Below are 24,673 nucleotides of genomic sequence, written 5' to 3'. Positions count from 1 at the left end.
TTACACATGATTAGCTTCCCTGCATCATTCTCATTCGTGCCGCATCCTCCCCCGGCGTTACGCCAAAATAGCGTTTGAACTCCCGACTGAACTGCGACGCGCTCTCGTAGCCAACGCGCATCGCAGCGGCGCTGGCTTTCATCCCGTCGTGAATGATCATCATCCGCGCTTTATGCAGACGATAGGTTTTCAGGTACTGCAACGGCGAGGTACTGGTAACGGATTTAAAATTATGATGGAACGCCGAGACGCTCATGTTGGCTTCCGCCGCCAGTTGCTCAACGTTCAGGTTCTCGGTGTATTTGGTTTCAATCCGCTTCAGCACCCGGCTAATCAGGCTGAAATGGGTCTGGCGGCTGACCAGCGCCAGCAGCGCGCCGCCACGCGGCCCCATCAGAACGTGATACAGAATTTCGCGAATAATCTGTTTCCCCAGAATACGCGCATCCAGCGGCCTTTCCATCACATCTAACAGGCGTTCCGCCGCACAAAGAATGTCATCCGACAGCGTGGCGGAGTTAATCCCGCTTGCCGCCATCGACGGTTGAAACAGATCGTCCTCACCAATGTCCATCAGCAACTCCTGCAATTGCAGGATATCAACATTCAGACGAATCCCCGCGAGCGGTACTTCCGGCGTCGCATAAGTTTCACATTCAAAGGGTAAAGGTACTGTCAGCAGCAGATATTCATTGGCATCGTACTGAAATACGCGTTCATTGATATAACCGATCTTATGCCCCGAAAAGAGAAATATGATGCCAGGCTGATACATCACAGGCGTGCGCAACCCCGGCTCCGTGCCGTAGAGCAGACGCACGTCGGGCAGGCAGTCATTCAGGTTATTTTGATTGTTTATCAGCTGTTTAATTTTATCTGTCAGCAACAGGCAGATGGCTTCACGGTTCATGGCGCGCTTTTTTCTCATCGGTTTACGACGCTTTGATTGTGCGCAAATTTATCTTTTTTCTCCAGCGCTCTGGAGAAATGGGCAAGACATTGGCAGAAATGAGCATTGAGAGGAAGGCGGCTGGCGACCACAATGTTCACCATCAGGCAGACATTCGCCTGCCCACTTTTTTACCCACATAAGGGAACGAGCAATGAACAACTTTAATCTGCATACCCCAACCCGCATTCTGTTTGGTAAAGGCGCGATTGCCGATCTGCGCGATCAAATCCCTCAGGGCGCCCGCGTATTGATCACCTACGGCGGCGGCAGCGTGAAAAAGACCGGCGTACTGGATCAGGTACATGACGCGCTGAAAGGTCTGGACGTGCTGGAATTTGGCGGCATCGAGCCAAACCCGTCTTATGAAACGCTGATGAACGCCGTCAACATTGTACGTGATGAGAAAGTGACGTTCCTGCTGGCGGTCGGCGGCGGTTCCGTGCTGGATGGCACTAAATTTATCGCGGCGGCGGCGCAATATGACGAAGGCGTGGACCCGTGGCGCATTCTGGAAACTCGCGGCAACGACGTGAAAAGCGCCGTACCGATGGGATCGGTGCTGACGTTGCCGGCAACGGGTTCAGAATCTAACTCCGGGGCGGTAATTTCCCGTAAAACCACCGGCGATAAGCTGGCCTTTATGACGCCGTTCGTCCAACCCGTGTTTGCGGTGCTCGATCCGGTTTATACCTACACCCTGCCGCCGCGTCAGGTTGCTAATGGCGTTGTGGATGCATTCGTTCACACCGTTGAGCAGTATGTCACTTATCCGGTTGACGGAAAAATTCAGGATCGCTTTGCCGAAGGTATCCTGCTGACGCTTGTCGAAGAAGGCCCGAAAGCGCTGAAAGAGCCGGAAAACTACGATGTCCGCGCCAACGTAATGTGGGCGGCCACTCAGGCGCTGAACGGTCTGATCGGCGCGGGCGTCCCGCAGGACTGGGCAACGCATATGCTGGGTCATGAGCTGACGGCGATGCACGGCCTTGATCACGCGCAGACGCTGGCTATCGTCCTGCCTGCGCTGTGGAATGAAAAACGCGATACCAAACGCGCCAAACTGTTGCAGTACGCAGAGCGAGTCTGGAATATCACCGACGGTTCCGACGATGCGCGTATTGATGCCGCCATCGCCGCCACCCGCCGCTTCTTTGAGCAAATGGGCGTACCGACTCGCCTGTCTGATTACGGTCTGGACGGCAGTTCCATTCCGGCATTGCTGGCAAAACTGGAAGCGCACGGCGGCACAAATCTGGGTGAACATCAGGACATTACGCTTGATGTCAGCCGTCGGATTTACGAAGCGGCTCGCTAAGGTTTTTTCGCCTCTGGCTTTCGTTTTTGGACATTTCGTCCAGACTTAAGTCACACAACCTCACCGGAGTTTGCTCCGGTGAGATCGCATAAAGGAGGAACGCATGGCTAATCCAACCGTTATCAAGCTACAGGATGGCAACGTAATGCCACAACTGGGCCTGGGAGTCTGGAAGGCAAGCAACGAGGAAGCAATTTCCGCCATTCATAAGGCGCTGGAAGTGGGATATCGCTCCATTGATACCGCTGCGGCGTACAAGAATGAAGAAGGCGTCGGAAAAGCGTTAAAAGATGCCGGTATCGACCGGGAAGAGCTGTTTATTACCACCAAACTGTGGAATGACGATCAGAAACGCCCTCGAGAAGCCTTGCAGGAAAGCCTGGATAAGCTCCAGTTGGATCACCTCGATCTCTATCTGATGCACTGGCCCGTTCCGGCTATCGACCATTATGTTGACGCCTGGGAAGGGATGATTGAACTGCAAAGAGAGGGGCTGGTGAAAAGCATCGGCGTGTGTAACTTCCAGGTAAACCACCTCCAGCGTCTGATCGATGAAACCGGCGTTACACCGGTGATCAACCAGATCGAATTGCATCCGCTGATGCAACAGCGTCAGCTGCATGCCTGGAATGCGACGCACAAGATCCAGACCGAGTCCTGGAGCCCGCTGGCGCAAGGCGGCGCAGGCGTTTTCGATCAGAAAATCATTCGCGATCTGGCGGATAAGTACGGTAAATCTCCGGCGCAAATTGTGATCCGCTGGCATCTGGATAACGGGCTGGTGGTGATCCCTAAATCCGTCACCCCTTCACGTATTGCGGAAAACTTCGACGTCTGGGATTTCCGTCTCGACAAAGACGAATTAAGCGAAGTGGCCAAACTTGACCAGGGTAAACGCCTGGGGCCGGACCCGGATCAGTTCGGCGGCTAACCTTCCTTTCCGGCCCGACATTTCTGTCGGGCTTTTTGACTACCAGGCGGGTTTGGTAGAAAGTGTTGAGTCGGTACGACGCGAATTGTGAACTCAGCAACGGAGAAAAGGAATGAGCTGTATTTTTTGCCAAATCGTTGAGGGTAAAGCCCCCTGCCATAAGATCTGGGAAGACGAGCATCATCTGGCCTTCCTCTCCATCTTCCCGAACACCGACGGTTTTACGGTGGTGATCCCGAAGAAGCATTATCCCAGCTATGCGTTCGACTTGCCGCCGCAGGCGCTGGCCGATCTGATGCTTGCCACCCAAAAAGTGGCGAAAAAGCTGGATAACGCCTTCCCGGATGTGGGACGTACGGGAATGTTTTTTGAAGGATTTGGCGTGGATCATGTGCACAGCAAGCTCAGCCCGATGCACGGCACCGCTAACCTGAGCGAATGGAAGCCTATTGAATCGCGGCAGGCGAAATTCTTTGAACAGTACGAAGGCTATTTGTCATCGCATGACCACGAGCGGGCGGATGACGAAAAACTGGCAGCGCTGGCCGCCAGAATTCGTGAAGCGAACGCGTAATCCGTCCGTTTGCCGGATAGCGGTGCAGGCACCTTATCCGGCAAACAGCTAACGGGTTTAACGTCCGGCTACCTTGCTGCGTTTTTTATTGCCCGCAGGCGTCTGACGCTGATGCGCCACTGGCGTATGCTTAGTCAACGCCGGGCGCGTGTTGCGGTTCTGACGACGGGCTTCACGCATCTCGTCCAGCGTAGGCGCCGGAACCAGACACTCGCGACGACTGCCAATCAGATGCTTTTTCCCCATCTCTTCCAGCGCCTGGCGAATCAGCGGCCAGTTCGCCGGATCGTGGTAACGCAGCAGCGCTTTATGCAGACGACGCTGTTTGTCGCCTCTCGGCACCACCACGTCTTCACTCTTATAGCCAATTTTACCCAGCGGGTTTTTCCCGGTGTAATACATGGTCGTTGAGTTCGCCAGCGGCGACGGATAGAAGTTCTGCACCTGATCCAGACGGAAGCGATGGCGTTTCAACCACAGCGCCAGATTCACCATATCTTCGTCCCGCGTACCGGGGTGCGCAGAGATAAAATACGGGATCAGGTACTGCTCTTTCCCGGCCTGTTTTGAGTAAAGGTCGAACAGTTCTTTGAAGCGATCATAGCTGCCCATGCCCGGCTTCATCATCTTCGACAGCGGCCCTTCTTCGGTATGCTCCGGCGCAATCTTCAGATAGCCGCCCACATGATGGCTCGCCAGCTCTTTGATATAACGCGGATCTTCAACGGCAATGTCGTAACGCACGCCGGAGGCGATCAGGATCTTCTTGATGCCTTTCAGATCGCGGGCGCGGCGATAGAGGTTGATCGTCGGCTCATGGTTGGTATCCATATGCGAGCAGATATCCGGGTACACGCACGACAGGCGGCGGCAGGTTTGTTCCGCGCGCGGCGACTTACAGCGCAGCATATACATGTTGGCCGTCGGCCCGCCGAGATCGGAAATCACGCCGGTAAAGCCCGGTACGGTATCGCGGATCGCTTCGATCTCATTGATGATCGAATCTTCTGAACGGCTCTGAATAATGCGGCCTTCATGTTCGGTAATCGAGCAGAACGAGCAGCCGCCGAAACACCCGCGCATGATGTTAATCGAGAAGCGGATCATTTCGTAAGCCGGAATGCGGCTGTCACCGTATGACGGATGCGGCACGCGCTTATACGGCAGCGCAAAAACGCTGTCCATCTCTTCGGTAGAGAGCGGAATGGCGGGCGGGTTGATCCAGATATAGCGATCGCCATGCTTTTGCATCAGCGCACGCGCGCAGCCAGGGTTGGTTTCGTGATGCAGAATACGCGACGCGTGCGCATACAGCACCTTATCGCCCTTCACCTTCTCAAAGGACGGCAGCAGCACGTAGGTTTTCTCCCACGGCTTCGGACGCGGCGGCTGAACGGTCACGGCTTTGGCTTCCTGCTTTTTCGGCGCAACCGGTTTGTTATCCGCGCACGGCAGATCTTCGCCATACGGATGGGGGATCGGATCAATTTTCCCCGGCGTATCCAGACGCGTGGAATCAACCCCACTCCAGCCCGGCAGGGCTTCTTTAACAATAATCGCGGTGTTACGCACATCGCGGATCTGGCCGATCGGCTCCCCCATTGCCAGGCGGTGCGCAACTTCAACCAGCGGGCGCTCGCCGTTGCCGAACATCAGCATATCGGCTTTCGCATCCACCAGCACCGAGCGGCGTACGGTATCAGACCAGTAATCATAGTGCGCGGTACGACGCAGGCTGGCTTCAATACCGCCGAGGATCACCGGCACGTCTTTCCAGGCCTCTTTACAGCGCTGGGTATAGACCAGCGTCGCACGATCCGGGCGCTTGCCCGCCACGTTATCCGGCGTATAGGCGTCGTCATGGCGCAGTCGGCGATCGGCGGTATAACGGTTGATCATCGAGTCCATGTTGCCCGCTGTGACGCCGAAAAACAGATTCGGTTTCCCCAGACGCATAAAGTCATCTTTGCTGTTCCAGTCCGGCTGGGCAATGATGCCGACACGGAAACCCTGCGCTTCCAGCATACGACCGCAAATCGCCATCCCAAAGCTCGGATGATCGACATACGCATCACCGGTAACCAGAATAATGTCGCAGCTATCCCAGCCAAGTTGATCCATTTCGTCGCGTGACATCGGCAAAAAAGGCGCGGGACCAAAACAGGCCGCCCAGTATTGAGGCCAGGAGAAAAGATCTCTGTCTGGCTGGATCAGGGATATTGCGCTCATAATGCTTCCAAAAAATGGTAAAAAAATAATCAAAGGCCGGGGATTATATGCCGGAACGAAAGAGAAAGGTATTCACTTCTCGCCCTTGCGGGCGAGGGAAGATTTACGGCGCCGGGTTCACCAGCATTTGTCCGATAGACCCCCGGTCGGCCATTTCCAGCGTCTGGCTGTTGAAGTAGAACGGGAAGTGCGCCCAGGAAGGCTGTCCGTAATAAACCAGTAATTCCACCTGTCCGTCCACCCATACCGTATCTTTCCAGCCCCGATCTTCCGGGAACGGCATGGCGCCATTGACGTTGCGGATCAGGAAAGAGACACCCTCAATATGGAAAGGCTGCGGCATATCGGCGCGAACGGTCCAGCGCTCCCAGGAACCTTGCTGGGCGGTGATATCAATGCGGTTGACGTCCCACAATTGCCCGTTGATGCCGGGATCGTCCCCGAGGCTGATATCCCGGCTGCGAATCGGCGCGCCGCTGACAATCTCCGTGGGCAATAAACGCATCGGCAGGCTGTCAGTCACCAGCGGCAGCAGCCCGGTTGGCCGTAAGGTCAGCACCAGCGTAGAGACCAGAATGCTGGAAGGTTCAAAGAAGCCACGGATGCGATCGACAATACTGGCCGCTTCCCCGCAGGTGATCGACACCTCATCGCCGTTGGTCATATCGACCAGAATTTCCCGCCGTTCACCGGGCGCCAGCGACAGTTGTTTAACGGACACCGGCGCGGGTAAAAGGCCCTGATCGCCAGAAATAACATGCAGCGCGCGACCGTCGCTCATTTGCAACTGGTAACGGCGAGAGTTTGACGCATTCAGCAAGCGCAGGCGTACCCAGCCGCGGGAAACCTCCACGTAAGGACTCTGTGCGCCGTTGACCAGCAGCGTATCGCCAACAAACCCGCCGCTGCCCGGTTCGCTGTACTCCGGCGTACCGAAATTATCCAGCCGCTTATCCTGGATAATGATCGGGAAATCATCCACGCCGTAATGATTGGGGATCGGCAGCGATTTGCTGACCTCATCCTCGATCAGCCACATCCCGGCAAGGCCGTTATAGACCTGCTGCGCGGTACGGTTTGGCGTATTGGCGTGATACCACAGCACGGCGGCGTTCTGACGAATCGGCAATACCGGCGCCCAGTCAGCGTTGGGCGACATCATCCGCGCAGGGCCGCCCATCAGCGGCCCCGGCACCTGCAATCCGCTGACGGTCATGGAGACATTTTCAGTCAGGCGGTTGCTGTAGATGAGCTTAACGTCATCCCCTTTCCAGACGCGAATCGTCGGCCCCAGGTAACGCCCGTTAATCCCCCAGACGGGCGCGCGCGTACCCTGCGTAAAGGACCAGTGCGCGCGCTGCAACGTCATAAACAACGGCTGCCCGCGACGGGACTCCAGCAGCGGCGGAACGGGCAGAGGCTGCTGCTGACCGGCAGCATTAGCCTTCAGCGGAACGGCACCGGCACACAGTGCGATCCCCGAAGCCTGAATGAACTGACGCCGACTGAGTGACATATAAGCTCCATTTAAAACAGACAAAGAGTGCGCAGGAAGTCGTTTCCCACAAAAACGCGATCACACTGATTCAGACTTTGCCGGTCGCTTCGCGCTCTGCAATTTCCTGATCGAGTTCTGCAATTTTTTGTTCCATCAACGAGCGGCAATGCGCCGCCAGTTCACGAACCTGATCCTTACCAAACTGGCTGATGTCCACCGGCGGCAGCATCTCTACAATCACCAGACCGTTATTCAGTCGGTTAAGCTTAATTTTATTCGATGTATTGGAAACACACACCGGAATCACCGGAACACCGGCGGCGATAGCGGCATGAAAGGCGCCGGTTTTAAACGGCAGCAGGCCACGGCCACGGCTGCGCGTTCCTTCCGGGAACATCCAGATAGAGATACGGCGCTTTTTAAAATGGCTCACCACTTCAGCGATTGTGCCGTGCGCTTTGGCACGATTATTTCGGTCAATCAACAAGTTACCGGTTAACCAGTACAGCTGGCCAAAAAACGGGATCCAGACCAGGCTCTTTTTGCCGACCGTCACCGTAGGCGGTTGCACAATGTTGGCTGCCGTCACCATATCGTAGTTGTTCTGATGGTTAGCGATATAGATAGCGTTGCCATAGCTTTCGGCATCAGCAGGCTTACGGCACTCCACCTTCAGGCCATAAAGCGGCGCCAGACGGCCAAACATATGGCCAAACGTCGCGACATGCTTCGGGTTACGCGGGCTGAAAAGGCAGTAGATCGAACCGAAAATGCAGACAAGAATGCAGTAAATAACGGTAATGATTAGACGAAAGATATATAGCATAACAACCTCTGAAGGCCTAAGAGCGTCGCATTCTACGTCACCTGATATCAGGTTAGGGCTTTGTTAAGAGCGGCTCTCTGGAAAAGCGTATTGTTAATCGCAATGCGCGAATAAACAACGGTTTTACGGGAAATTTTATTGTTAATCCGGCCTGACAGCATCGTTAAAACCGCAGGCCGGACAAGGCGTTTACGCCGCCATCCGGCACAATGAGATGGCCTGATGGCGCTTAAAATCGCCTTATTCTTCGCTGTCGCCGTCGCGGGCGCGTCGTGGCGAGTCAATCTCAATACGATCGATGCGCTGCAAACCGCGCATCAGCGTACCGCGACGACCGCGCTCGCCGGTCACTTTTTGCAGCTCTTCAGGGCGCAGTTTGATTTTGCGCTTGCCGACATGAATCGTGAGCGTGCTTTGCGGCGGCAGAACGTAGAGCTGGGCCAGCGTATCGTCGCCTCTGGCCGCTTCCGCAGACGGAATGTTGATGATCTTGTTCCCTTTCCCCTTCGACAACTGCGGCAGATCGCTGACCGGGAACATCAACATACGCCCGGCGGCGGTGATCGCCAGCAGCATATCGGTTTCATCTTCAATCACCACCGGCGGCATAACGTGCGCGTTTTCCGGCAACGTGATCAGCGCTTTACCCGCGCGGTTGCGGGCCACCAGATCGTTAAAGGTACAGACGAAACCATAGCCGGCGTCCGAGGCCATCAGCAGTTTCTGCTCATCCCCTTCCATCAGCATATGCTCTACGGTCGCGCCCGGCGGCAGCGTCAGCTTACCGGTCAACGGCTCGCCCTGACCACGCGCCGACGGCAGCGTAATCGGGTCGATGGCGTAGCTGCGCCCGGTCGTGTCGATAAACACCACCGGCTGGTTGCTCTTGCCTTTCGCCGAGGCTTTCCAGCTGTCGCCCGATTTATAGTTCAGACCCTGCGCGTCAATATCATGGCCTTTGGCGCTACGCACCCAGCCCATCTGCGACAGCACGATCGTCACCGGTTCAGACGGCAGCATGTCATGCTCGCTCATCGCTTTAGCTTCTTCACGCTCGCGCAGTGGGGAGCGGCGATCGTCGCCATACGCGTCTGAATCCGCCTGCAACTCTTTCTTCAGCAGGGTGTTCATTTTGCGCTCGGAGGCCAGAATGCCCTGCAATTGATCGCGCTCTTTCGCCAGCTCATCCTGTTCGCCGCGAATCTTCATCTCTTCCAGTTTGGCGAGATGGCGCAGTTTCAGTTCGAGGATGGCTTCGGCCTGAGTTTCCGTGATGCCAAAACGCGACATCAGCGCCGGTTTCGGTTCATCCTCATGGCGGATTATCTCAATCACTTCGTCGATATTGAGAAACGCCACCAGCAAACCTTCCAGAATATGCAGGCGCTTGAGGACTTTCTCCAGACGATAGTTCAGGCGGCGGCGCACGGTATCGCGACGGAACGCCAGCCATTCGGTCAGGATCTCCAGCAGGTTTTTCACCGCCGGGCGACCGTCCAGACCGATCATATTCAGGTTGATGCGGTAGCTCTTTTCCAGATCCGTGGTCGCAAACAGGTGGTTCATCACCTGCTCCATATCCACGCGGTTGGAACGCGGCACGATCACCAGACGGGTCGGGTTTTCGTGATCGGACTCGTCGCGCAGATCGTCAACCATCGGCAGCTTTTTGTTCCGCATCTGGGCGGCGATCTGCTCCAGTACGCGAGCGCCGGACACCTGGTGCGGCAGCGCGGTAATCACCACCGCGCCATCTTCTTTTTTCCATACCGCGCGCATACGCACGGAGCCGCGACCATTTTCGTAAATCTTACGGATTTCCGCACGGGAGGTGATGATTTCCGCTTCGGTCGGGTAGTCCGGCCCCTGCACGATATCCAGCACCTGCTCAAGCGTTGTTTTCGGCTGCTCAATCAGGGTGATCGCGGCTTTCGCCACTTCGCGCAGGTTATGCGGCGGAATGTCTGTCGCCATCCCAACGGCGATGCCGGTGGTGCCGTTGAGCAGAATATTGGGCAGACGCGCAGGCAGCATCTTCGGCTCTTGCAGGGTGCCGTCAAAGTTCGGCACCCAGTCCGCCGTCCCCTGACCGAGTTCGCTCAGCAGGACTTCCGCGTATTTCGACAGACGGGATTCGGTATAACGCATCGCCGCGAAGGATTTCGGATCGTCCGGCGCGCCCCAGTTCCCCTGCCCGTCAACCAGCGGGTAACGGTAAGAGAACGGCTGCGCCATCAGCACCATCGCTTCATAACAGGCGCTGTCGCCGTGCGGATGGTATTTACCCAGCACGTCGCCGACGGTACGGGCGGATTTTTTAAATTTGGCGCTGGCGTTCAGCCCCAGTTCAGACATCGCGTACACGATGCGACGCTGAACCGGCTTCAGTCCGTCACCAATAAACGGCAACGCCCTGTCCATGATGACGTACATGGAGTAGTTCAGATAGGCGTTTTCCGTGAATTCATGCAGCGCAAGGCGCTCTGCCATATCGCTCATTAATCGTGGTTCCTCAACTGTTAGCCTGAACAATAACCCAGTATCCGTCAGGCAATATTGCCGCAGATACTACCTTATCTGGCGCGTTGAGTCACAAAGAAAAAGGGCCGCGAGTGCGGCCCTGATGGGGTTTATTTGGCGACTTTGGTGATTTGCTTCACGTCGATTTCAACGGAATTCCAGTCTTTATCCACTTCGCCCTGGATTTCAACCAGGTCCTGCGGCGTTACGGTAACGCCGTTCCAGCGTTTGTGGTCGATATCGACATTCACCGTCCCGGTGGCGTCCTTGAACAGATACAGATCGTCAGAGATACGCTCAACGATGTTACCGCGCAGCGTGACCCAGGCGTCATCACGCATTGATTTCGCGCTTTCTACGGTCGTATTACTCCCGTTCGGGCCAACAAACCCGCCGCCCTGACTTTGCGTCGCCGTCGGGCCAGAAAATCCACCTTGCTGAGCCGCCAGAACCGGAGCGGAACACAACGCCATTACGGCAACCATTGCAGCCAATTTTTTCATGACTCTCTCCCTTTTTACGCTGTTTCGTCTCAATTAAATAAGGTAATCCTTAACAACTTCTTAAGGCAAAAAAAGATACTTTTTTTTCTGTACAACGCGCGCCACGACAGGGTTTACTGGCGAGAGAAAGAGTCACCGCAGGGATGAACATATGCGTATTTTACTGGTAGAAGATGACGCGCTGATTGGCGACGGCATCAAGGCGGGTTTAAGCAAAATGGGATTCAGCGTCGACTGGTTCACCGAAGGTCGTCAGGGTAAAGAAGCGCTCTACAGCGCGCCTTATGATGCGGTGATCCTCGACCTTACGCTACCGGGGATGGACGGGCGGGATATCCTGCGCGAATGGCGTGAACAGGGAAAACGCGAACCCGTATTGATTCTGACGGCGCGCGATGCGCTGGCGGAACGCGTGGAGGGGCTACGTCTGGGAGCGGACGACTATCTGTGCAAACCTTTCGCGCTGATTGAAGTCGCCGCCCGCCTGGAAGCGCTGTTACGCCGCGCTAACGGCCAGGTGAGCAACGAACTGCGCCACGGCCAGGTTACGCTCAATCCCGGTAATCTGGTCGCGACGCTGGCAGGTGAGCCGCTGCCCCTGAAGCCGAAAGAGTTTGCCCTGCTGGAGCTGCTGATGCGCAACGTCGGGCGCGTGTTGCCGCGTAAGCTCATCGAAGAGAAGCTGTATACCTGGGACGAAGATGTCTCCAGCAATACCATTGAGGTACATGTTCATCACTTACGCCGTAAGCTGGGCAGTGATTTTATCCGCACCGTACACGGGATCGGCTACACCCTAGGCAACCCATGAAACTCACACAACGTCTCAGCCTGCGCGTCAGGCTCACGCTTATTTTTCTGATCCTGGCCGCCATCACCTGGGTGGCCTCCAGCTTCGTGGCCTGGAAACAGACGACCGACAACGTCGACGAACTGTTTGATACCCAGCTCATGCTGTTTGCGAAGCGCCTTATTACTCTGGATGTCAACGAAATCTCGGCGCCTGAACGGATGGCGCAGACGCCGAAAAAATTGAAGCATGGTCATGTCGATGACGATGTGCTGGCCTTTGCGGTGTATACCGCCGACGGCAGAATGGTGCTGAACGATGGCGATAATGGCCGGGATATTCCCTACAGCTACCGTCGGGAAGGTTTTGATGACGGATACCTGAATGGCGATGATGATAAATGGCGTTTTGTCTGGCTGACCTCTGCGGATGGCAAGTACCGTATCGTCGTCGCTCAGGAGCTGGAGTACCGCGAGGATATGGCGCTGGCGATTGTCACCGCGCAGCTAACGCCGTGGCTGATCGCGCTTCCGCTGATGCTGCTCATCCTGATTGTGCTGCTTAGCCGGGAGCTCAGGCCGCTGAAAAAGCTCGCCCAGGCGCTGCGTTTGCGCTCCCCGGAATCGGAAGAGCCGCTTGACGATAAAGGTGTGCCAAGTGAGGTTCGTCCGTTAGTCGGCGCGCTCAACCAGTTATTTGCCCGTACGCATTCGATGATGGTGCGCGAGCGGCAATTCACGTCGGACGCGGCGCATGAGTTACGCAGCCCGCTCACTGCGCTGAAAGTACAAACCGAGGTGGCGCAGCTCTCGGACGACGACCCGCAGGCGCGTCAAAAAGCGCTCATGCAACTGCATACGGGGATTGAGCGCGCCACGCGCCTGGTGGATCAGCTCTTAACCCTTTCACGGCTCGACTCGCTCGATAACCTGCAAGATGTCGCGGAAGTCTCGCTGGAGGCGCTACTGCAATCCGCCGTGATGGATATCTGGCAACCGGCCCAGCAGGCGCATATTGACGTGCGTCTGCACGTTAACGCCCACAACGTCACGCGCACGGGCCAACCGCTGCTGCTCAGCCTGCTGGTGCGCAATTTGCTGGATAACGCCATTCGTTACAGTCCACAGGGCAGCGTGGTGAACGTGACGCTGAATGCCCGGTATTTTACCGTCCGGGATAATGGCCCCGGCGTTTCGCCGGCGGTGCTGGCGCGTATCGGCGAACGATTCTATCGCCCGCCAGGTCAGAGCGTCACCGGCAGTGGTCTGGGTTTGTCGATTGTCCGCCGCATCGCCTCGCTGCATGGGATGAGCGTCTCGTTTGGCAATGCGCCGGAAGGAGGCTTTGAAGCCGTAGTAACCTGGTGATCGCGAGATTATTGCGCGATGAGCAAAAGACTTTGCACATTTTGCTCATTTCGCCGGGCCGCTCATCTACGTAAAATCTGTTTCAAATGCATTCCTGAGAGGACAAATAATGAGCAACATTCTGATTATCAACGGGGCGAAAAAATTTGCGCACTCCAATGGTCAGTTGAACGATACCCTGACCGAAGTGGCGGATGGCCTTCTGCGCGACCTCGGGCATGATGTCAAAATCGTCCGCGCTGAAAGTGATTACGATGTCAAAGCCGAAGTCCAGCACTTCGTCTGGGCTGACGTGGTTATCTGGCAGATGCCTGGCTGGTGGATGGGCGCGCCGTGGACCGTGAAAAAATACATGGATGACGTCTTTACCGAAGGCCACGGTACGCTGTACGCCAGCGATGGCCGCACCCGTTCGGACGCGTCAAAAAAATACGGTTCCGGCGGTCTGATTCAGGGGAAAAAATACATGCTTTCTCTGACCTGGAACGCACCGATGGAGGCTTTCACCGACAACGATCAGTTCTTCCACGGCGTTGGCGTGGATGGCGTATACCTGCCGTTCCACAAGGCCAATCAGTTCCTCGGAATGGAAGCGCTGCCGACCTTTATCACCAATGACGTCATCAAAATGCCGGATGTCCCGCGTTATATCGCAGAATATCGCAAGCATCTGAGCGAGATTTTTGGTTAACTAGTAGCCTGGAATTAGAAGGAGTTAACCATGCTTACCGTCATTGCTGAAATCCGTACCCGTCCAGGTCAACATCACCGTCAGGCGGTACTGGATCAGTTTGCCAAAATCATTCCGACCGTACTGAAAGAAGAGGGTTGCCACGGCTACGCGCCGATGGTCGATCACGCTGCGGGCGTGGCCTTTCAGACGACCGCACCTGACTCAATCGTGATGGTTGAACAGTGGGAAAGCGTTGCGCATCTCGAAGCGCATTTGCAAACCCCGCATATGAAAGCCTACGCCGAAGCCGTTAAAGGCGACGTGCTGGAAACAAGTATCCGTATTCTGGAGTCAGGCGTTTAAGTTTTGCGCTAAATGCCGGATGGCGCTTCGCTTATCCGGCCTACAGCACGACAGCGCATTCCCTGAATGTAGGCCCGGTAAGCGCAGTGCCACCGGGCAATTCCAGGCAATTCCGGGCAATATGGTTACCAGTACAGCTTCCAGCACTGGGTAAAACGCGTTAACGCTTCCACGTAGAAATAATCCCCCCAGCTTGCACACTCATCGACCCCTTTGTTGCTCGAAAGGTGGTACACCGAATGTTTCAACAGCCCGTTCCCCTTCTCATTTTTCGCCATCAGATAGCCCTTCGTTAGCGATGACATGATTCCCATCGCCCACTGCTGATAACGCTCACGATCCGGATCGGTCACGGGCAGGTGTTTGATCAACTCCAGCAGGCCACACACGGCAATCGCCGCCGACGAGGCGTCACGCAGCGCGTCTGTCCCCACCAGCGCCAGATCCCAATGGCAGACCGCGTCTTCCGGCAGGCGATTAAGGAAATAGTTCGCCAGCTTTTTCGACAGCGCCACCATCTCTTTGTCGCCCGTATAGATATAGCTCAGCAGGAAGCCATAAATCCCCCACGCCTGACCGCGCGACCAACATGAATCATCCGCATAACCCTGCTGGGTGTTGCCGTAACGCGGCGCGCCGGTTTTCACATCCATGTAGTAAGTATGGAAAGTGGATGCATCTTCACGAATCAGGTATTTCGCGGCCTGCGCCACATGGGCTTTTGCCGCCTCGGCAAAACGCGGATCGCCCGTCTGCTCGCTCGCCCAGTACAGCAGCGGCAGGTTCATGTTGCAGTCGATGATCATCCGCCCGGCCTGTTCGGGATCGTTAAGATCGCCCCACGCCTGGATAATCTGCGCCTTTTCATGGAAACGCTCCAGTAGCGCTTCTGCCGCCATCAGCGAAAAACCACGCGCATCGCGGTTGCCCGTCAGTCGCCAGGCTGCGACGCAGGACAGGGTATAAAGGAACCCCAGATCGTGGGTGTTGGTGTCGTGGCGTCCGGCAATACGCAGGCCAAAAGAACGCACATGTTTTTCCGCCAGTTCACGATATTTCGCCTCGCCGCTCATCTCCCACGCCAGCCACAGCTGCCCGGTCCAGAAGCTGGTGGTCCACTCAACGTTGTCAGTTAACGGGTAATAACCTTTAACGCAGGTTTCGGCAGGAAATTTTTCACCGAATTCCGTTAAATGACGGCTAATCAGTTCGAGGACGTGTTCACGCGCGCCGATCATTTCATCCTGAAAAGTTCCGGCGTCAACCGGGCTGCCAGGAAATGCGCGCAACGTTTCCTCAACGATATGATTTAACATATTTCGGTTCCTTCTAAATTAAACCCAATGAAATTTAATGCGCCGTATTATTTTCGGCGATCTCAATAGCGGTACGATGGTGGGATTTACTCTGACATGCCGATAAGGTAAATGCCGAAATAAGCGTAAAGGTCAGAGCAATAATCCCCATGATGATATACGTTTTCTCAAAACCAATTCGGTCATACATTAATCCGGCAGGTGAAGAGATCACCACATTGCCGACATACAGCATCGCCTGATAGCCCAATAAATACATGGTCGCATTGACGCGTTTATCAAAGTGTTCAGCAATGTATTTAAAGACCGAAACCAACAGCAGACAGATTTCCAGACCATACAGCGGCTTCAGTACGGAGATGAGCAGGTGTGAATCACACAGCCCGGAAATAATCAGACGCGCGCCAACCAGCGCCCCCACAATCAACAAACCGCGTTTAGCGCCGATCGCGTTAACAAATAATGGAACCACCATATACATGACAAATTCCATTCCCGACTGCACGGTTCCCAGATAGCCAAACACCGCGTTGCCTTCATGTACGTCAGAGAAGAAGGTGACAAAGTAGCGGGAGAACTGCTGCTCTGCGATAAACATCATCCACGCCACGCCGGCGACATACAGGCAGAACGCCCAGAACTTACGGCTGCGCAACAGCGCGTAGACATCCGCCGGGACGATTTTCTCTTTTGTCAGCACGTCCGCTGCGTTTGCCGCATTCACATTCACTTTCAGACTCAGCAGTACCACCAGCATCACTACCGACGCCACGCTGCCCATAATGAAGTTATATGCCGGAGAGAGGTTAAACAGCAGGCCGGAAAACGACGACGCCACCGCCCACCCCAGCGAGCCCCACATGCGGATTTGGCCAAACTCCATGCCGTTAAGACGGCTGAAGCGGTCAGAGTAGGATTCACAAGCCGCCACGCCAGCATACCAGGCAAAGCTCAGGTAAATCGCGCCGATAACAATGCCCAGCATGGTGTTTGAAAGCAATAATGGCTGATAAACATAAATAAAGAATGGCGCCATTAGTGCCGACATCATCACAACAAAATAGAGCAGGTATTTGCTCATGCCGATTTTATCGAGAATGTAGCCATAAATGGGCTTCAGAATGACCGCAAAAATACCGTTTACCGCAAACACCGTACCAATAACCGTGCCGCTTAGCTGTGCTTTCTGCCCCAGCCAGATGGCCAGTAAACCAATACTGGCAGACCAGGTAAAGAAATAGAGGAATATAAAGCTACTGATTTTATAATATTCAGTTCTGTTATTTGTTGAACAATTTTTCATACCATCCTCGCCAACGTGTAGGGGCCAGAGTTTTATAAAAAGAACGATAACTGGCGTGCGCTTTCTGGTTCGCGAATAACCACCTGGTTATCGTTTATTTGCAGTTGCGGAATTGCCGTATATTTTTTCTGTTGCCCGGAAGCAGAAACCGCGCAACACAGCCAGCTTTCGCCCTGTGCAATTTCTGCGGTAAGCAGTGGAATCGCGGCGCATTGTGCAAACATAATGCTGCTGTTCGGCGGAGTAATAATGCTGTCCGGCTGGCGGGCCAGCGCGGGCGACAGATCGACGATCGTGCTGCATCCATTCTCCGCCGCCAGGTAGCATCCGCGCTCACTGAGCTGATGCGCCGTTTTCATCACCGCAAAGCCGCCTTCCACGGTTTGCAACGTTCGCGCGCTGTGGATGCGGTGCAGGCGGAGATGCCACTCGCCGAAGGGCGCCAGCCAGGTCTCGACAGTGACGTCATGCCACGGAGACCAGCGGGAAAAAATAAAATTCTCATCGACCCGCACTTCGTCGCAGCGACGGCGGCCACGGAAATAGTTGTCGCCATCCGCCAGCAGCAGCATGGAGTCGCACGCCGCATGTTTAAGGCCATAGCGTCCGCGTTCAATGGTGAAACCAAAACGGCTGGAGTAGGCAAACTTCGTGTATTTCGCTTCGGTGTTAACGTAGTTATTCAGTTCAAGCTGGCCCGAAGTCAGCATCGTGACATGGTCTGAATTTTCGCTGTGCTGCAAAATTTGTGCGGCATGGGGAATAACGTGTTTTTCTGCGCATTGCGGCAGCGGGAGCTCTTCGGCCTGCCAGAAGGCGTGATCGTCCGGCAAGGCGAGGATCAAAAAGACCTTCAGCGCCCAGTAAGGGGAGCCAGGCGAGTTGTAATCTTCACACATCGCCAGATTCGGATAAGCAAACCCCAGCGTCAGAATGCCGTCACGATCAACGATCGGCTGCTGCTGCCACCAGCGCAGATGCCGCAGGATCACCCCTTTAATCACGCCCGGCGAGAAGACATCCAGCTCAGCAAACGCCGCCGCACTCCAGAACGCGACCATCGCAAAGCGATAGGTCAGACTGCGGCCAAACGGTACGGATGCGCCATCTGCTGCCGACATGTAGATAAAATCAGCGGCAAACAGGCGAGCGCGTTCGCGCAGGGTGGCGGCACGGGCAGCATCTTCCGGGTTCAGCGTGGCGTACAGCAGCCCGTAAAAATGGAAAGCCATTGAGATGTAGTAATCTTTTGGGCGACCGGGGCCATCGGCATACCAGCCGTCACCCAGGTAGTACGCTTCCATCATCGTAAAACGGCTGTCGATCACCGCCTGATCGAACGGCAGCCCGGCACGTTTGAAACCCAACTGGACGATAATCGCAAAGTAGTTCCAGTTGCTGTCCGGCATTTGCGCGTCGGTGATCTGGTTTAGCCAGCGATGAAGATTCGCCAGTTCCGTTTCGCTGAACTTGTCGGTTAAACGCGTTTGCAGCAACGCCAGGCCGAGACCGTAGACGGCCATCTCAACCAGACGCTGATCGTAGGGGTCGGTATCGCCCCAGTAGTGCGGACTGAGTGGATCGGTGCCGAGTTTAATCGCCTGAATATACTTATCAGCAAACGGCACCTCAGCGCCGCCAGCCATCAGAGGAAACAGACCCCATAACGCTCTGGAGAGCCCTTCCATGCAGGCGATATCCACACTGTAGTGCGCGCAGGTGTCACCCAGTGAAAACTGCGCCGCCCCTGCGGGAAACTGTTTATCCAGCGCGCTCAGCATCGTTGTGACGGCGCTGATTACGTCTTCACGGAATGACAATGGATTTGATTTTTCTTCAGTTGCCGACCACATACTCTGCCCCTCTGAATTAAGTGGCTAAAGGATAGTGAATCGCCGACAAGCGGAAATGTTATCTCAATCACACCAATAGAATTAAAATAAAACAGTGATTGAAAAAATTTAAAAACAAGGTTTATAAACCAGAATTCAGCGGCAAAAATTTAAATCTGTTGCACTATGAATGCACCCTCATCTCAGGAACATCTGGAACTGATCGCGCTCAATGACGCCATTGCGTCATTTAGTCGATTATTTGCTAACTCGGTTCGCTATCACCACTGGCATCAGTGTCTGGAGGTGCTGTATGTGGAGGAAGGATTTGGCGTGGTGATCGTCGATCACCAGCAATACACCATGCGGCCAGGTCGATTGTTCTTTTTCCCACCCTTTACCCTGCATAAAATCATGGTGGATGAGCAGGCGCAAGACCACTACCGCCGAACCATTATTCACCTCGATCAGCATGCGGTACTGAAAGTGCTGCGCGATTTTCCGCTTAATCAACAGCGTCTGCAAAGTCTGACCGTACGTGGCGGCGAGGCCAGAGTATTCGATGTGGCGGATATTCACCCGCACGTTGATTTTCTCTTCAGCCGTTACGAGAAAATGGCAGCGCTCAAGCCGCTTAATGCCGAACAGATTTCCTGCCTGTTATTGAGTTTATTTAGCCTGTTGCCCGAAGATAACGTCAATATGACGGAGATTGGCACCGGAATAGCAAGCCAGGTGATGTTCTGGCTGGATGAGAATTACACCCGTAAATTCAGCCTCAGCGAGCTGGCAGAAGAGTCAGGAAAATCAAAAAGCTACATTTCCCGGCGCTTTCATTTTGAAACCGGTGAAAGCATCCTCAATTATCTCAATACCCTTCGGTTACGCAAAGCCTGCGAAGCGTTGTTACACAGCGAGGAGAGTGTGCGGGAGATTGCCCGACAGGTGGGGTTTTCAGACGTGACGTACTTTATTAGCGCCTTTGGCAAAGGGATTGGCGAAACGCCGTTACAGTATCGCAAGCGGCATAGACAGTAACGCCGGATGACGCTTCGCTTATCCGGCCTACGGGCACAATGCGAGCGTAGGCCGGATAAGGCATTCAATGGTCGATTACGCGTCGAGATCCGCCATATCGCCTTTTTCCTGCAACCAGTTGCGGCGGTCTTCGGAGCGTTTCTTCGCCAGCAGCATATCCATCATGGCGTTGGTACGCTGATCGTCTTCGTCGCTGATAGTGAGCTGCACCAGGCGACGGGTGTTCGGATCGAGCGTGGTTTCACGCAGCTGCATCGGGTTCATTTCACCCAGACCTTTAAAGCGCTGCACGTTCGGCTTGCCTTTCTTACGCTTCAACTGTTCCAGCACGCCCGCTTTCTCTTCTTCCGTCAGCGCATAGTAGACCTCTTTGCCGAGATCGATACGGTACAACGGCGGCAGCGCAACGTAGACGTGCCCGTGCTTCACCAGCGTGCGGAAGTGCTTCACAAACAGGGCGCAGAGCAGCGTGGCGATGTGCAGACCATCGGAGTCCGCATCCGCCAGGATACAGATCTTGCCGTAACGCAGTTGGCTCAGATCGTCGCTGTCTGGATCGATGCCGATCGCCACAGAAATATCGTGTACTTCCTGCGATGCCAGCACTTCATCGGAAGAGACTTCCCAGGTGTTGAGGATCTTACCTTTCAGCGGCATGATCGCCTGATATTCACGATCGCGCGCCTGCTTGGCGGAACCGCCCGCCGAGTCCCCTTCCACGAGGAACAGTTCGGTACGATTGAGATCCTGCGCGGTACAGTCCGCCAGTTTACCCGGCAGCGCCGGGCCGCTGGTCAGCTTTTTGCGCACCACTTTCTTCGCCGCGCGCAGTCGACGCTGGGCGCTGGAAATGGCCATCTCCGCCAGCAGCTCCGCAGACTGAACGTTCTGATTCAGCCACAGGCTGAAGGCGTCTTTCACCACGCCCGACACAAACGCCGCACACTGGCGCGAAGAGAGACGCTCTTTGGTCTGCCCGGCGAACTGCGGGTCCTGCATCTTCACCGAGAGCACGTAAGCGCAGCGATCCCAGATATCTTCCGCAGACAGCTTCACGCCGCGCGGCAGAATATTGCGGTATTCGCAGAATTCACGCATCGCGTCCAGCAGACCCTGGCGCAGCCCGTTCACATGAGTGCCGCCCTGCATCGTCGGTATCAGGTTAACGTAGCTTTCGGTCAGCAGCTCGCCGCCTTCCGGCAGCCACAGCAGCGCCCAGTCTACGGCTTCCGTATCACCGGCAAAATTACCGATAAACGGTTTTTCAGGAAGGGTCGGCAGGCCGTTAACCGCTTCGCCCAGATAGTCGTTCAGGCCATCCTGATAGCACCAGCGCTGCTCGCTATTGTTGACCTCATCTTTAAAGGTGATTTCAACGCCAGGGCACAGCACCGCTTTCGCTTTCAGGATATGGGTTAAGCGAGAGACGGAAAAACGCGGGCTGTCGAAAAAGGTTTCATCCGGCCAGAAGTGAACGCTGGTGCCGGTATTACGTTTACCGCATGTCCCGACAACCTGAAGATCCTGCACTTTCTCGCCGTTTTCAAAGGCGATGCTATAGACCTGAGCATCACGACGCACGGTGACTTCCACGCGTTTTGACAAGGCGTTGACGACGGAAATCCCCACCCCGTGCAGACCGCCGGAGAACTGGTAGTTCTTGTTGGAGAACTTACCGCCCGCATGCAGTCGGCAGAGGATCAGTTCAACCGCCGGAACGCCCTCTTCCGGGTGGATATCCACTGGCATCCCACGGCCATCATCAATCACTTCCAGTGACTGATCGGCATGTAAAATCACATCCACGCGTTTTGCGTGACCCGCCAGTGCTTCATCCACACTGTTATCAATCACTTCCTGCCCAAGATGGTTCGGGCGGGTTGTATCGGTGTACATCCCCGGGCGGCGGCGTACCGGCTCTAGCCCAGTGAGTACCTCAATGGCATCAGCGTTATAAGTTTGCGTCATGATTTAAATTAGCAATTCGAATTGATTGTCAGAAACTGTGCAGTCCAAGGAAATCGACAATCTGGTTGAAATAATCTTCGAAGCCCGTGAATGCATGGTTTCCGCCCTCGATAACGGTCTGGCGGCAGGAGGCGTAATACGCCACCGCCTGGCGGTAGTCCAACACTTCATCCCCCGTCTGTTGCAGCAACCAGATCAAATCCGGCGCTTCCAGCGGGTCAATCTGCATGACTTTAAGATCGTAAATATGGCGAGACTCTAGCACATATTGCTGCCCGGTGTAGGGGTTCTCGTTCTGACCGAGGTAGTCGGTCAACAGTTCAAACGGCCGCACCGCCGGGTTCACCACCACCGCAGGCAACATAAAACACTGCGACAGCCAGGTGGCGTAATAGCCGCCCAGCGACGATCCAACGACGCCGAGCGGCGCTCCACCGTGTTCAAGCACGATAGATTCCAGCAACTCTGCCGCATCGGCAGGATACGGCGGCAGTTGCGGCACGATCATCTCAACATGAGGGTGGCGCTCCGCCAGCCAGCTTTTAAGCTGACATGCCTTTGCCGAACGCGGAGAGCTATTAAACCCATGCAGATAAAGAAGCGTAGACATCAGTATCCTTCCGAAGCGGTATCGGGTCGGAATTGAGTCCCCGGCAGACGATGCACTTGCGTTTCCAGAGAACCCCCGGCGTACAGTTCCAGCGTCCGCCAGCCTGGCCCTATCGTGTCCAGCGTGAAGTTCGCGCAGTGTGGCTTGAACTGGACGCAGGTGGACGGCGTCGCCAGCAGGCGGCGGCCATTCCAGTCAAGATCCAGCTCCTGATGAATATGACCGCACAACAGGTATTTGACGCGAGGATAGTTCGCCAGCACGCTGTCCAGTTCGGCCGCGTTACGCAGGCTGTGCTGATCCAGCCAGCTGCATCCCGAAGGCAATGGATGGTGATGCAGAAGCAGCAAGGTGTGGCGCTCCGGCGCATCGGCAAGTTTACGCTCCAGCCATTCAAGCTGAAAGTCGCTCAATTCACCATGCGGTACGCCAAAAACCTGGCTATCCAGCAGCAAGATTTGCCATTGATCGCCGATAAACACGCGTTTGGCCGGGGAGATCCCCGCTTCCTGCAACGCGCTGTACATCGCGGGCTGAAAGTCATGGTTACCCGGCAACCAAACGCAAGGCGCACGAAAGCTTGCGATACCTTCAGCAAAGTGCTGATAGGCCGCAGCCGTTTGATCCTGCGCTAAATCACCTGTCGCCACGATCAGATCGTATTCGTGCTGCCCGGCATGAATCGCATCCAGCACCGCCTGGTAACTTTCCCAGGTATTCACGCCCAGCAGCGTTTCATGTTTTTCGGCAAACAGGTGAGTATCGGTAATTTGTAAGATCCTGACTCTGGCCTCACCAGCCAGAGGAAGGGTTAACAGGCTTTCCAAATGGTGTCCTTAGGTTTCACGACGCTAATAAACCGGAATCGCCATCGCTCCATGTGCTAAACAGTAACGCAGCCAGTCGGCCAGAAACTGATTAATTTGATGCTTTTCGTCGCGTTGATGCAACTTTTTATTTGGATAATCATACCGCGCTTTGAAGCGAAAGATCTGCTGACTTGAACACACTTCGGCCACCATCGCGTCATGGTACAGGCGCACCGTAAGTGACGGCAGGCTCCAGTACGTAATGGCTGGCGCCGTCTGCTCGATCGCAACAAGCGTAGTGTATCGGGTCGATTCAACGATCGTTAACCGATATTGCGCGTTGGCCACCTGATAGCTTACTGTTTCGCCGGGTGCGTCATTGCGCGGCAACAGGCGGCGCAATTGCGAAAAATTAGTTTCGCACAGGCGCATCATTTCAGGGAAGTCAGGTGTGTAACGCTTCATTTTTTCCACTCGTGTTTTAACTCTTGATAGTGCAGTTGCAGCCATTGCAAAGCGATGACAGAAGCCGCGTTGTCGATTTTCCCCTCTTCTACCCACTGGTAAGCCTGCTCCCGACTTACCACATGAACACGAATATCTTCGTTTTCATCGGCCAGACCATGAATCCCGTTTGCGGTCGTGGCATCCACTTCGCCCACTAAAATAGAAAGACGCTCGCTGGTGCCGCCGGGGCTTGCCAGGTAACTCATGACCGGTTTCGTCCGTTTGACCTCAAGTCCGGCCTCTTCCATTGCTTCGCGACGAGCGACCTCCTCAACGGTTTCGCCCTCTTCGATCATCCCGGCGACCATTTCCAGCAACCACGGCGTCTCGCTGGTGTCATACGCCGCGATACGAATCTGTTCGACCAGTACAATTTCGTCGCGCTCAGGGTCAAAGGGTAGCAACACTGCGGCGTGGCCGCGCTCAAAAATTTCGCGTTTCACTTCACCGCTCATTTCACCGTTGAACAGGCGGTGGCGGAAACGATAGAGATCCAGTGAAAAAAAACCGCGATATAGCGTTTCTCGTGCAATAATTTCTACATCGTTTTTGGAGAAAGTCATTGGCGAGTTGTCTGGTTTATACATTGTGCTGTCCTGGTACCAATAGTGATTAAAATGTGAATTTCAAGGGCGTTTGACTGCCGTTTCAGCGACCTTGTGATAAATTGGTGCAAATTAACGCCGGATGGCACGTAACGCCAACTTTTTGCAGTGGCGGATTCTGCTAGAATCAGCAATTATTTTTAC

Annotated in this window: 22 protein-coding genes; 8 read left to right on the top strand and 14 right to left on the bottom strand. The window is 55.0% G+C overall.

Annotation, left to right across the window (positions count from 1 at the left end):
* Nucleotides 1–10: 10 nt before the first annotated feature.
* Complete coding sequence (locus OGX93_RS15405; protein ID WP_137675730.1) at nucleotides 11–910, bottom strand: AraC family transcriptional regulator; 900 nt, start codon at nucleotides 908–910, stop codon at nucleotides 11–13.
* Between the two features lie 193 nt (nucleotides 911–1,103).
* On the opposite strand from OGX93_RS15405, the gene yqhD reads away from it, so the two are divergent.
* From yqhD to OGX93_RS15390, 3 genes are all read left to right on the top strand, one after another.
* A complete protein-coding gene (yqhD, locus tag OGX93_RS15400) occupies nucleotides 1,104–2,267 on the top strand; it encodes an alcohol dehydrogenase (RefSeq protein ID WP_012135145.1) in 1,164 nt (387 codons plus the stop codon).
* A gap of 103 nt (nucleotides 2,268–2,370) precedes the next feature.
* On the top strand, nucleotides 2,371–3,198 hold the full coding sequence (gene dkgA / locus OGX93_RS15395; RefSeq protein ID WP_012135146.1) for a 2,5-didehydrogluconate reductase DkgA: 828 nt from the start codon (nucleotides 2,371–2,373) through the stop codon (nucleotides 3,196–3,198).
* 112 nt (nucleotides 3,199–3,310) lie between these two features.
* On the top strand, nucleotides 3,311–3,772 hold the full coding sequence (locus tag OGX93_RS15390; RefSeq protein ID WP_012135147.1) for an HIT family protein: 462 nt from the start codon (nucleotides 3,311–3,313) through the stop codon (nucleotides 3,770–3,772).
* 57 nt (nucleotides 3,773–3,829) lie between these two features.
* Here OGX93_RS15390 and OGX93_RS15385 read toward each other — a convergent pair whose 3' ends face one another.
* The 5 genes from OGX93_RS15385 to OGX93_RS15365 all read right to left on the bottom strand — a co-directional run bounded on the left by OGX93_RS15385 (nucleotide 3,830) and on the right by OGX93_RS15365 (nucleotide 11,348).
* Nucleotides 3,830–6,001: a YgiQ family radical SAM protein gene (locus OGX93_RS15385; RefSeq protein WP_286449058.1), complete on the bottom strand. Its 2,172-nt coding sequence runs from the start codon at nucleotides 5,999–6,001 to the stop codon at nucleotides 3,830–3,832.
* A gap of 103 nt (nucleotides 6,002–6,104) precedes the next feature.
* The gene (gene ftsP / locus OGX93_RS15380; protein WP_012135149.1) at nucleotides 6,105–7,517 is read right to left on the bottom strand and encodes a cell division protein FtsP; all 1,413 of its coding nucleotides are present in this window, start codon (nucleotides 7,515–7,517) and stop codon (nucleotides 6,105–6,107) included.
* Between the two features lie 70 nt (nucleotides 7,518–7,587).
* Complete coding sequence (gene plsC / locus OGX93_RS15375; protein WP_047461176.1) at nucleotides 7,588–8,325, bottom strand: 1-acylglycerol-3-phosphate O-acyltransferase; 738 nt, start codon at nucleotides 8,323–8,325, stop codon at nucleotides 7,588–7,590.
* A 240-nt stretch (nucleotides 8,326–8,565) separates the two neighbouring features.
* The gene (parC, locus tag OGX93_RS15370; protein ID WP_012135151.1) at nucleotides 8,566–10,824 is read right to left on the bottom strand and encodes a DNA topoisomerase IV subunit A; all 2,259 of its coding nucleotides are present in this window, start codon (nucleotides 10,822–10,824) and stop codon (nucleotides 8,566–8,568) included.
* A 131-nt stretch (nucleotides 10,825–10,955) separates the two neighbouring features.
* Nucleotides 10,956–11,348, bottom strand: coding sequence for a YgiW/YdeI family stress tolerance OB fold protein (locus OGX93_RS15365; protein ID WP_012135152.1), 393 nt, complete (start codon nucleotides 11,346–11,348; stop codon nucleotides 10,956–10,958).
* Between the two features lie 151 nt (nucleotides 11,349–11,499).
* On the opposite strand from OGX93_RS15365, the gene qseB reads away from it, so the two are divergent.
* The 4 genes from qseB (at nucleotide 11,500) to OGX93_RS15345 (ending at nucleotide 14,541) form a co-directional block, all read left to right on the top strand.
* Nucleotides 11,500–12,159, top strand: coding sequence for a quorum sensing response regulator transcription factor QseB (gene qseB / locus OGX93_RS15360; protein ID WP_049009957.1), 660 nt, complete (start codon nucleotides 11,500–11,502; stop codon nucleotides 12,157–12,159).
* Nucleotides 12,156–13,505, top strand: coding sequence for a quorum sensing histidine kinase QseC (qseC, locus tag OGX93_RS15355; protein WP_049009955.1), 1,350 nt, complete (start codon nucleotides 12,156–12,158; stop codon nucleotides 13,503–13,505). The genes qseB and qseC overlap by 4 nt, the downstream gene beginning before the upstream one ends.
* Before the next feature lie 109 nt (nucleotides 13,506–13,614).
* Complete coding sequence (locus OGX93_RS15350) at nucleotides 13,615–14,196, top strand: NAD(P)H-dependent oxidoreductase (RefSeq protein ID WP_047461170.1); 582 nt, start codon at nucleotides 13,615–13,617, stop codon at nucleotides 14,194–14,196.
* A 30-nt stretch (nucleotides 14,197–14,226) separates the two neighbouring features.
* Complete coding sequence (locus tag OGX93_RS15345; RefSeq protein WP_012135156.1) at nucleotides 14,227–14,541, top strand: putative quinol monooxygenase; 315 nt, start codon at nucleotides 14,227–14,229, stop codon at nucleotides 14,539–14,541.
* Nucleotides 14,542–14,666: 125 nt separating this feature from the next.
* Here OGX93_RS15345 and OGX93_RS15340 read toward each other — a convergent pair whose 3' ends face one another.
* Genes OGX93_RS15340 through OGX93_RS15330 form a run of 3 tightly spaced genes read right to left on the bottom strand, consistent with a single transcriptional unit; the run spans nucleotide 14,667 to nucleotide 19,013 of the window.
* Entirely contained in the window at nucleotides 14,667–15,857 is a 1,191-nt protein-coding gene (locus tag OGX93_RS15340; protein WP_115181102.1) for a glycoside hydrolase family 88 protein, read from the bottom strand.
* A gap of 34 nt (nucleotides 15,858–15,891) precedes the next feature.
* A complete protein-coding gene (locus tag OGX93_RS15335) occupies nucleotides 15,892–17,160 on the bottom strand; it encodes an oligosaccharide MFS transporter (protein WP_286449059.1) in 1,269 nt (422 codons plus the stop codon).
* A 32-nt stretch (nucleotides 17,161–17,192) separates the two neighbouring features.
* Complete coding sequence (locus OGX93_RS15330; RefSeq protein WP_286449060.1) at nucleotides 17,193–19,013, bottom strand: DUF2264 domain-containing protein; 1,821 nt, start codon at nucleotides 19,011–19,013, stop codon at nucleotides 17,193–17,195.
* Between the two features lie 165 nt (nucleotides 19,014–19,178).
* Here OGX93_RS15330 and OGX93_RS15325 point away from each other — a divergent pair, with 165 nt between their 5' ends.
* Nucleotides 19,179–20,030 carry a helix-turn-helix transcriptional regulator gene (locus OGX93_RS15325; protein ID WP_012135160.1) on the top strand — a complete coding sequence of 284 codons (852 nt, stop codon included), beginning with the start codon at nucleotides 19,179–19,181 and terminating at the stop codon, nucleotides 20,028–20,030.
* Between the two features lie 75 nt (nucleotides 20,031–20,105).
* On the opposite strand, the gene parE is transcribed toward OGX93_RS15325, so the two are convergent.
* From parE to nudF, 5 genes are read right to left on the bottom strand one after another with little or no spacing between them, the layout of a single operon-like run.
* Nucleotides 20,106–21,998 (bottom strand): DNA topoisomerase IV subunit B, encoded by a 1,893-nt coding sequence (parE, locus tag OGX93_RS15320; protein ID WP_012135161.1) that lies wholly within the window; start codon nucleotides 21,996–21,998, stop codon nucleotides 20,106–20,108.
* A gap of 28 nt (nucleotides 21,999–22,026) precedes the next feature.
* The gene (gene yqiA / locus OGX93_RS15315) at nucleotides 22,027–22,608 is read right to left on the bottom strand and encodes an esterase YqiA (RefSeq protein WP_012135162.1); all 582 of its coding nucleotides are present in this window, start codon (nucleotides 22,606–22,608) and stop codon (nucleotides 22,027–22,029) included.
* Nucleotides 22,608–23,435 carry a 3',5'-cyclic-AMP phosphodiesterase gene (gene cpdA, locus OGX93_RS15310; protein WP_112001543.1) on the bottom strand — a complete coding sequence of 276 codons (828 nt, stop codon included), beginning with the start codon at nucleotides 23,433–23,435 and terminating at the stop codon, nucleotides 22,608–22,610. The genes yqiA and cpdA overlap by 1 nt, the downstream gene beginning before the upstream one ends.
* A 24-nt stretch (nucleotides 23,436–23,459) precedes the next feature.
* A complete protein-coding gene (locus tag OGX93_RS15305) occupies nucleotides 23,460–23,882 on the bottom strand; it encodes a DUF1249 family protein (protein WP_012135164.1) in 423 nt (140 codons plus the stop codon).
* On the bottom strand, nucleotides 23,879–24,511 hold the full coding sequence (nudF, locus tag OGX93_RS15300; RefSeq protein WP_286449061.1) for an ADP-ribose diphosphatase: 633 nt from the start codon (nucleotides 24,509–24,511) through the stop codon (nucleotides 23,879–23,881). Before nudF ends, OGX93_RS15305 begins: the two co-directional genes overlap by 4 nt.
* Nucleotides 24,512–24,673 lie beyond the last annotated feature (162 nt).

Source organism: Citrobacter sp. CK195 (assembly GCF_030333365.1).
GTDB classification, from domain to species: Bacteria; Pseudomonadota; Gammaproteobacteria; order Enterobacterales; family Enterobacteriaceae; genus Citrobacter_B; species Citrobacter_B koseri.
Note: the sequence above shows the minus strand (reverse complement) of the source record. Positions and strands in the feature narration are given on the sequence as shown.

Excerpts from the sequence above, each read along its gene's own strand:
- OGX93_RS15405 (WP_137675730.1), bottom strand. The coding sequence starts at position 910 with ATGAACCGTGAAGCCATCTGCCTGTTGCTGACAGATAAAATTAAACAG.
- yqhD (WP_012135145.1), top strand. The coding sequence starts at position 1,104 with ATGAACAACTTTAATCTGCATACCCCAACCCGCATTCTGTTTGGTAAA.
- dkgA (WP_012135146.1), top strand. The coding sequence starts at position 2,371 with ATGGCTAATCCAACCGTTATCAAGCTACAGGATGGCAACGTAATGCCA.
- OGX93_RS15390 (WP_012135147.1), top strand. The coding sequence starts at position 3,311 with ATGAGCTGTATTTTTTGCCAAATCGTTGAGGGTAAAGCCCCCTGCCAT.
- OGX93_RS15385 (WP_286449058.1), bottom strand. The coding sequence starts at position 6,001 with ATGAGCGCAATATCCCTGATCCAGCCAGACAGAGATCTTTTCTCCTGG.
- ftsP (WP_012135149.1), bottom strand. The coding sequence starts at position 7,517 with ATGTCACTCAGTCGGCGTCAGTTCATTCAGGCTTCGGGGATCGCACTG.
- plsC (WP_047461176.1), bottom strand. The coding sequence starts at position 8,325 with ATGCTATATATCTTTCGTCTAATCATTACCGTTATTTACTGCATTCTT.
- parC (WP_012135151.1), bottom strand. The coding sequence starts at position 10,824 with ATGAGCGATATGGCAGAGCGCCTTGCGCTGCATGAATTCACGGAAAAC.
- OGX93_RS15365 (WP_012135152.1), bottom strand. The coding sequence starts at position 11,348 with ATGAAAAAATTGGCTGCAATGGTTGCCGTAATGGCGTTGTGTTCCGCT.
- qseB (WP_049009957.1), top strand. The coding sequence starts at position 11,500 with ATGCGTATTTTACTGGTAGAAGATGACGCGCTGATTGGCGACGGCATC.
- qseC (WP_049009955.1), top strand. The coding sequence starts at position 12,156 with ATGAAACTCACACAACGTCTCAGCCTGCGCGTCAGGCTCACGCTTATT.
- OGX93_RS15350 (WP_047461170.1), top strand. The coding sequence starts at position 13,615 with ATGAGCAACATTCTGATTATCAACGGGGCGAAAAAATTTGCGCACTCC.
- OGX93_RS15345 (WP_012135156.1), top strand. The coding sequence starts at position 14,227 with ATGCTTACCGTCATTGCTGAAATCCGTACCCGTCCAGGTCAACATCAC.
- OGX93_RS15340 (WP_115181102.1), bottom strand. The coding sequence starts at position 15,857 with ATGTTAAATCATATCGTTGAGGAAACGTTGCGCGCATTTCCTGGCAGC.
- OGX93_RS15335 (WP_286449059.1), bottom strand. The coding sequence starts at position 17,160 with ATGAAAAATTGTTCAACAAATAACAGAACTGAATATTATAAAATCAGT.
- OGX93_RS15330 (WP_286449060.1), bottom strand. The coding sequence starts at position 19,013 with ATGTGGTCGGCAACTGAAGAAAAATCAAATCCATTGTCATTCCGTGAA.
- OGX93_RS15325 (WP_012135160.1), top strand. The coding sequence starts at position 19,179 with ATGAATGCACCCTCATCTCAGGAACATCTGGAACTGATCGCGCTCAAT.
- parE (WP_012135161.1), bottom strand. The coding sequence starts at position 21,998 with ATGACGCAAACTTATAACGCTGATGCCATTGAGGTACTCACTGGGCTA.
- yqiA (WP_012135162.1), bottom strand. The coding sequence starts at position 22,608 with ATGTCTACGCTTCTTTATCTGCATGGGTTTAATAGCTCTCCGCGTTCG.
- OGX93_RS15305 (WP_012135164.1), bottom strand. The coding sequence starts at position 23,882 with ATGAAGCGTTACACACCTGACTTCCCTGAAATGATGCGCCTGTGCGAA.
- nudF (WP_286449061.1), bottom strand. The coding sequence starts at position 24,511 with ATGTATAAACCAGACAACTCGCCAATGACTTTCTCCAAAAACGATGTA.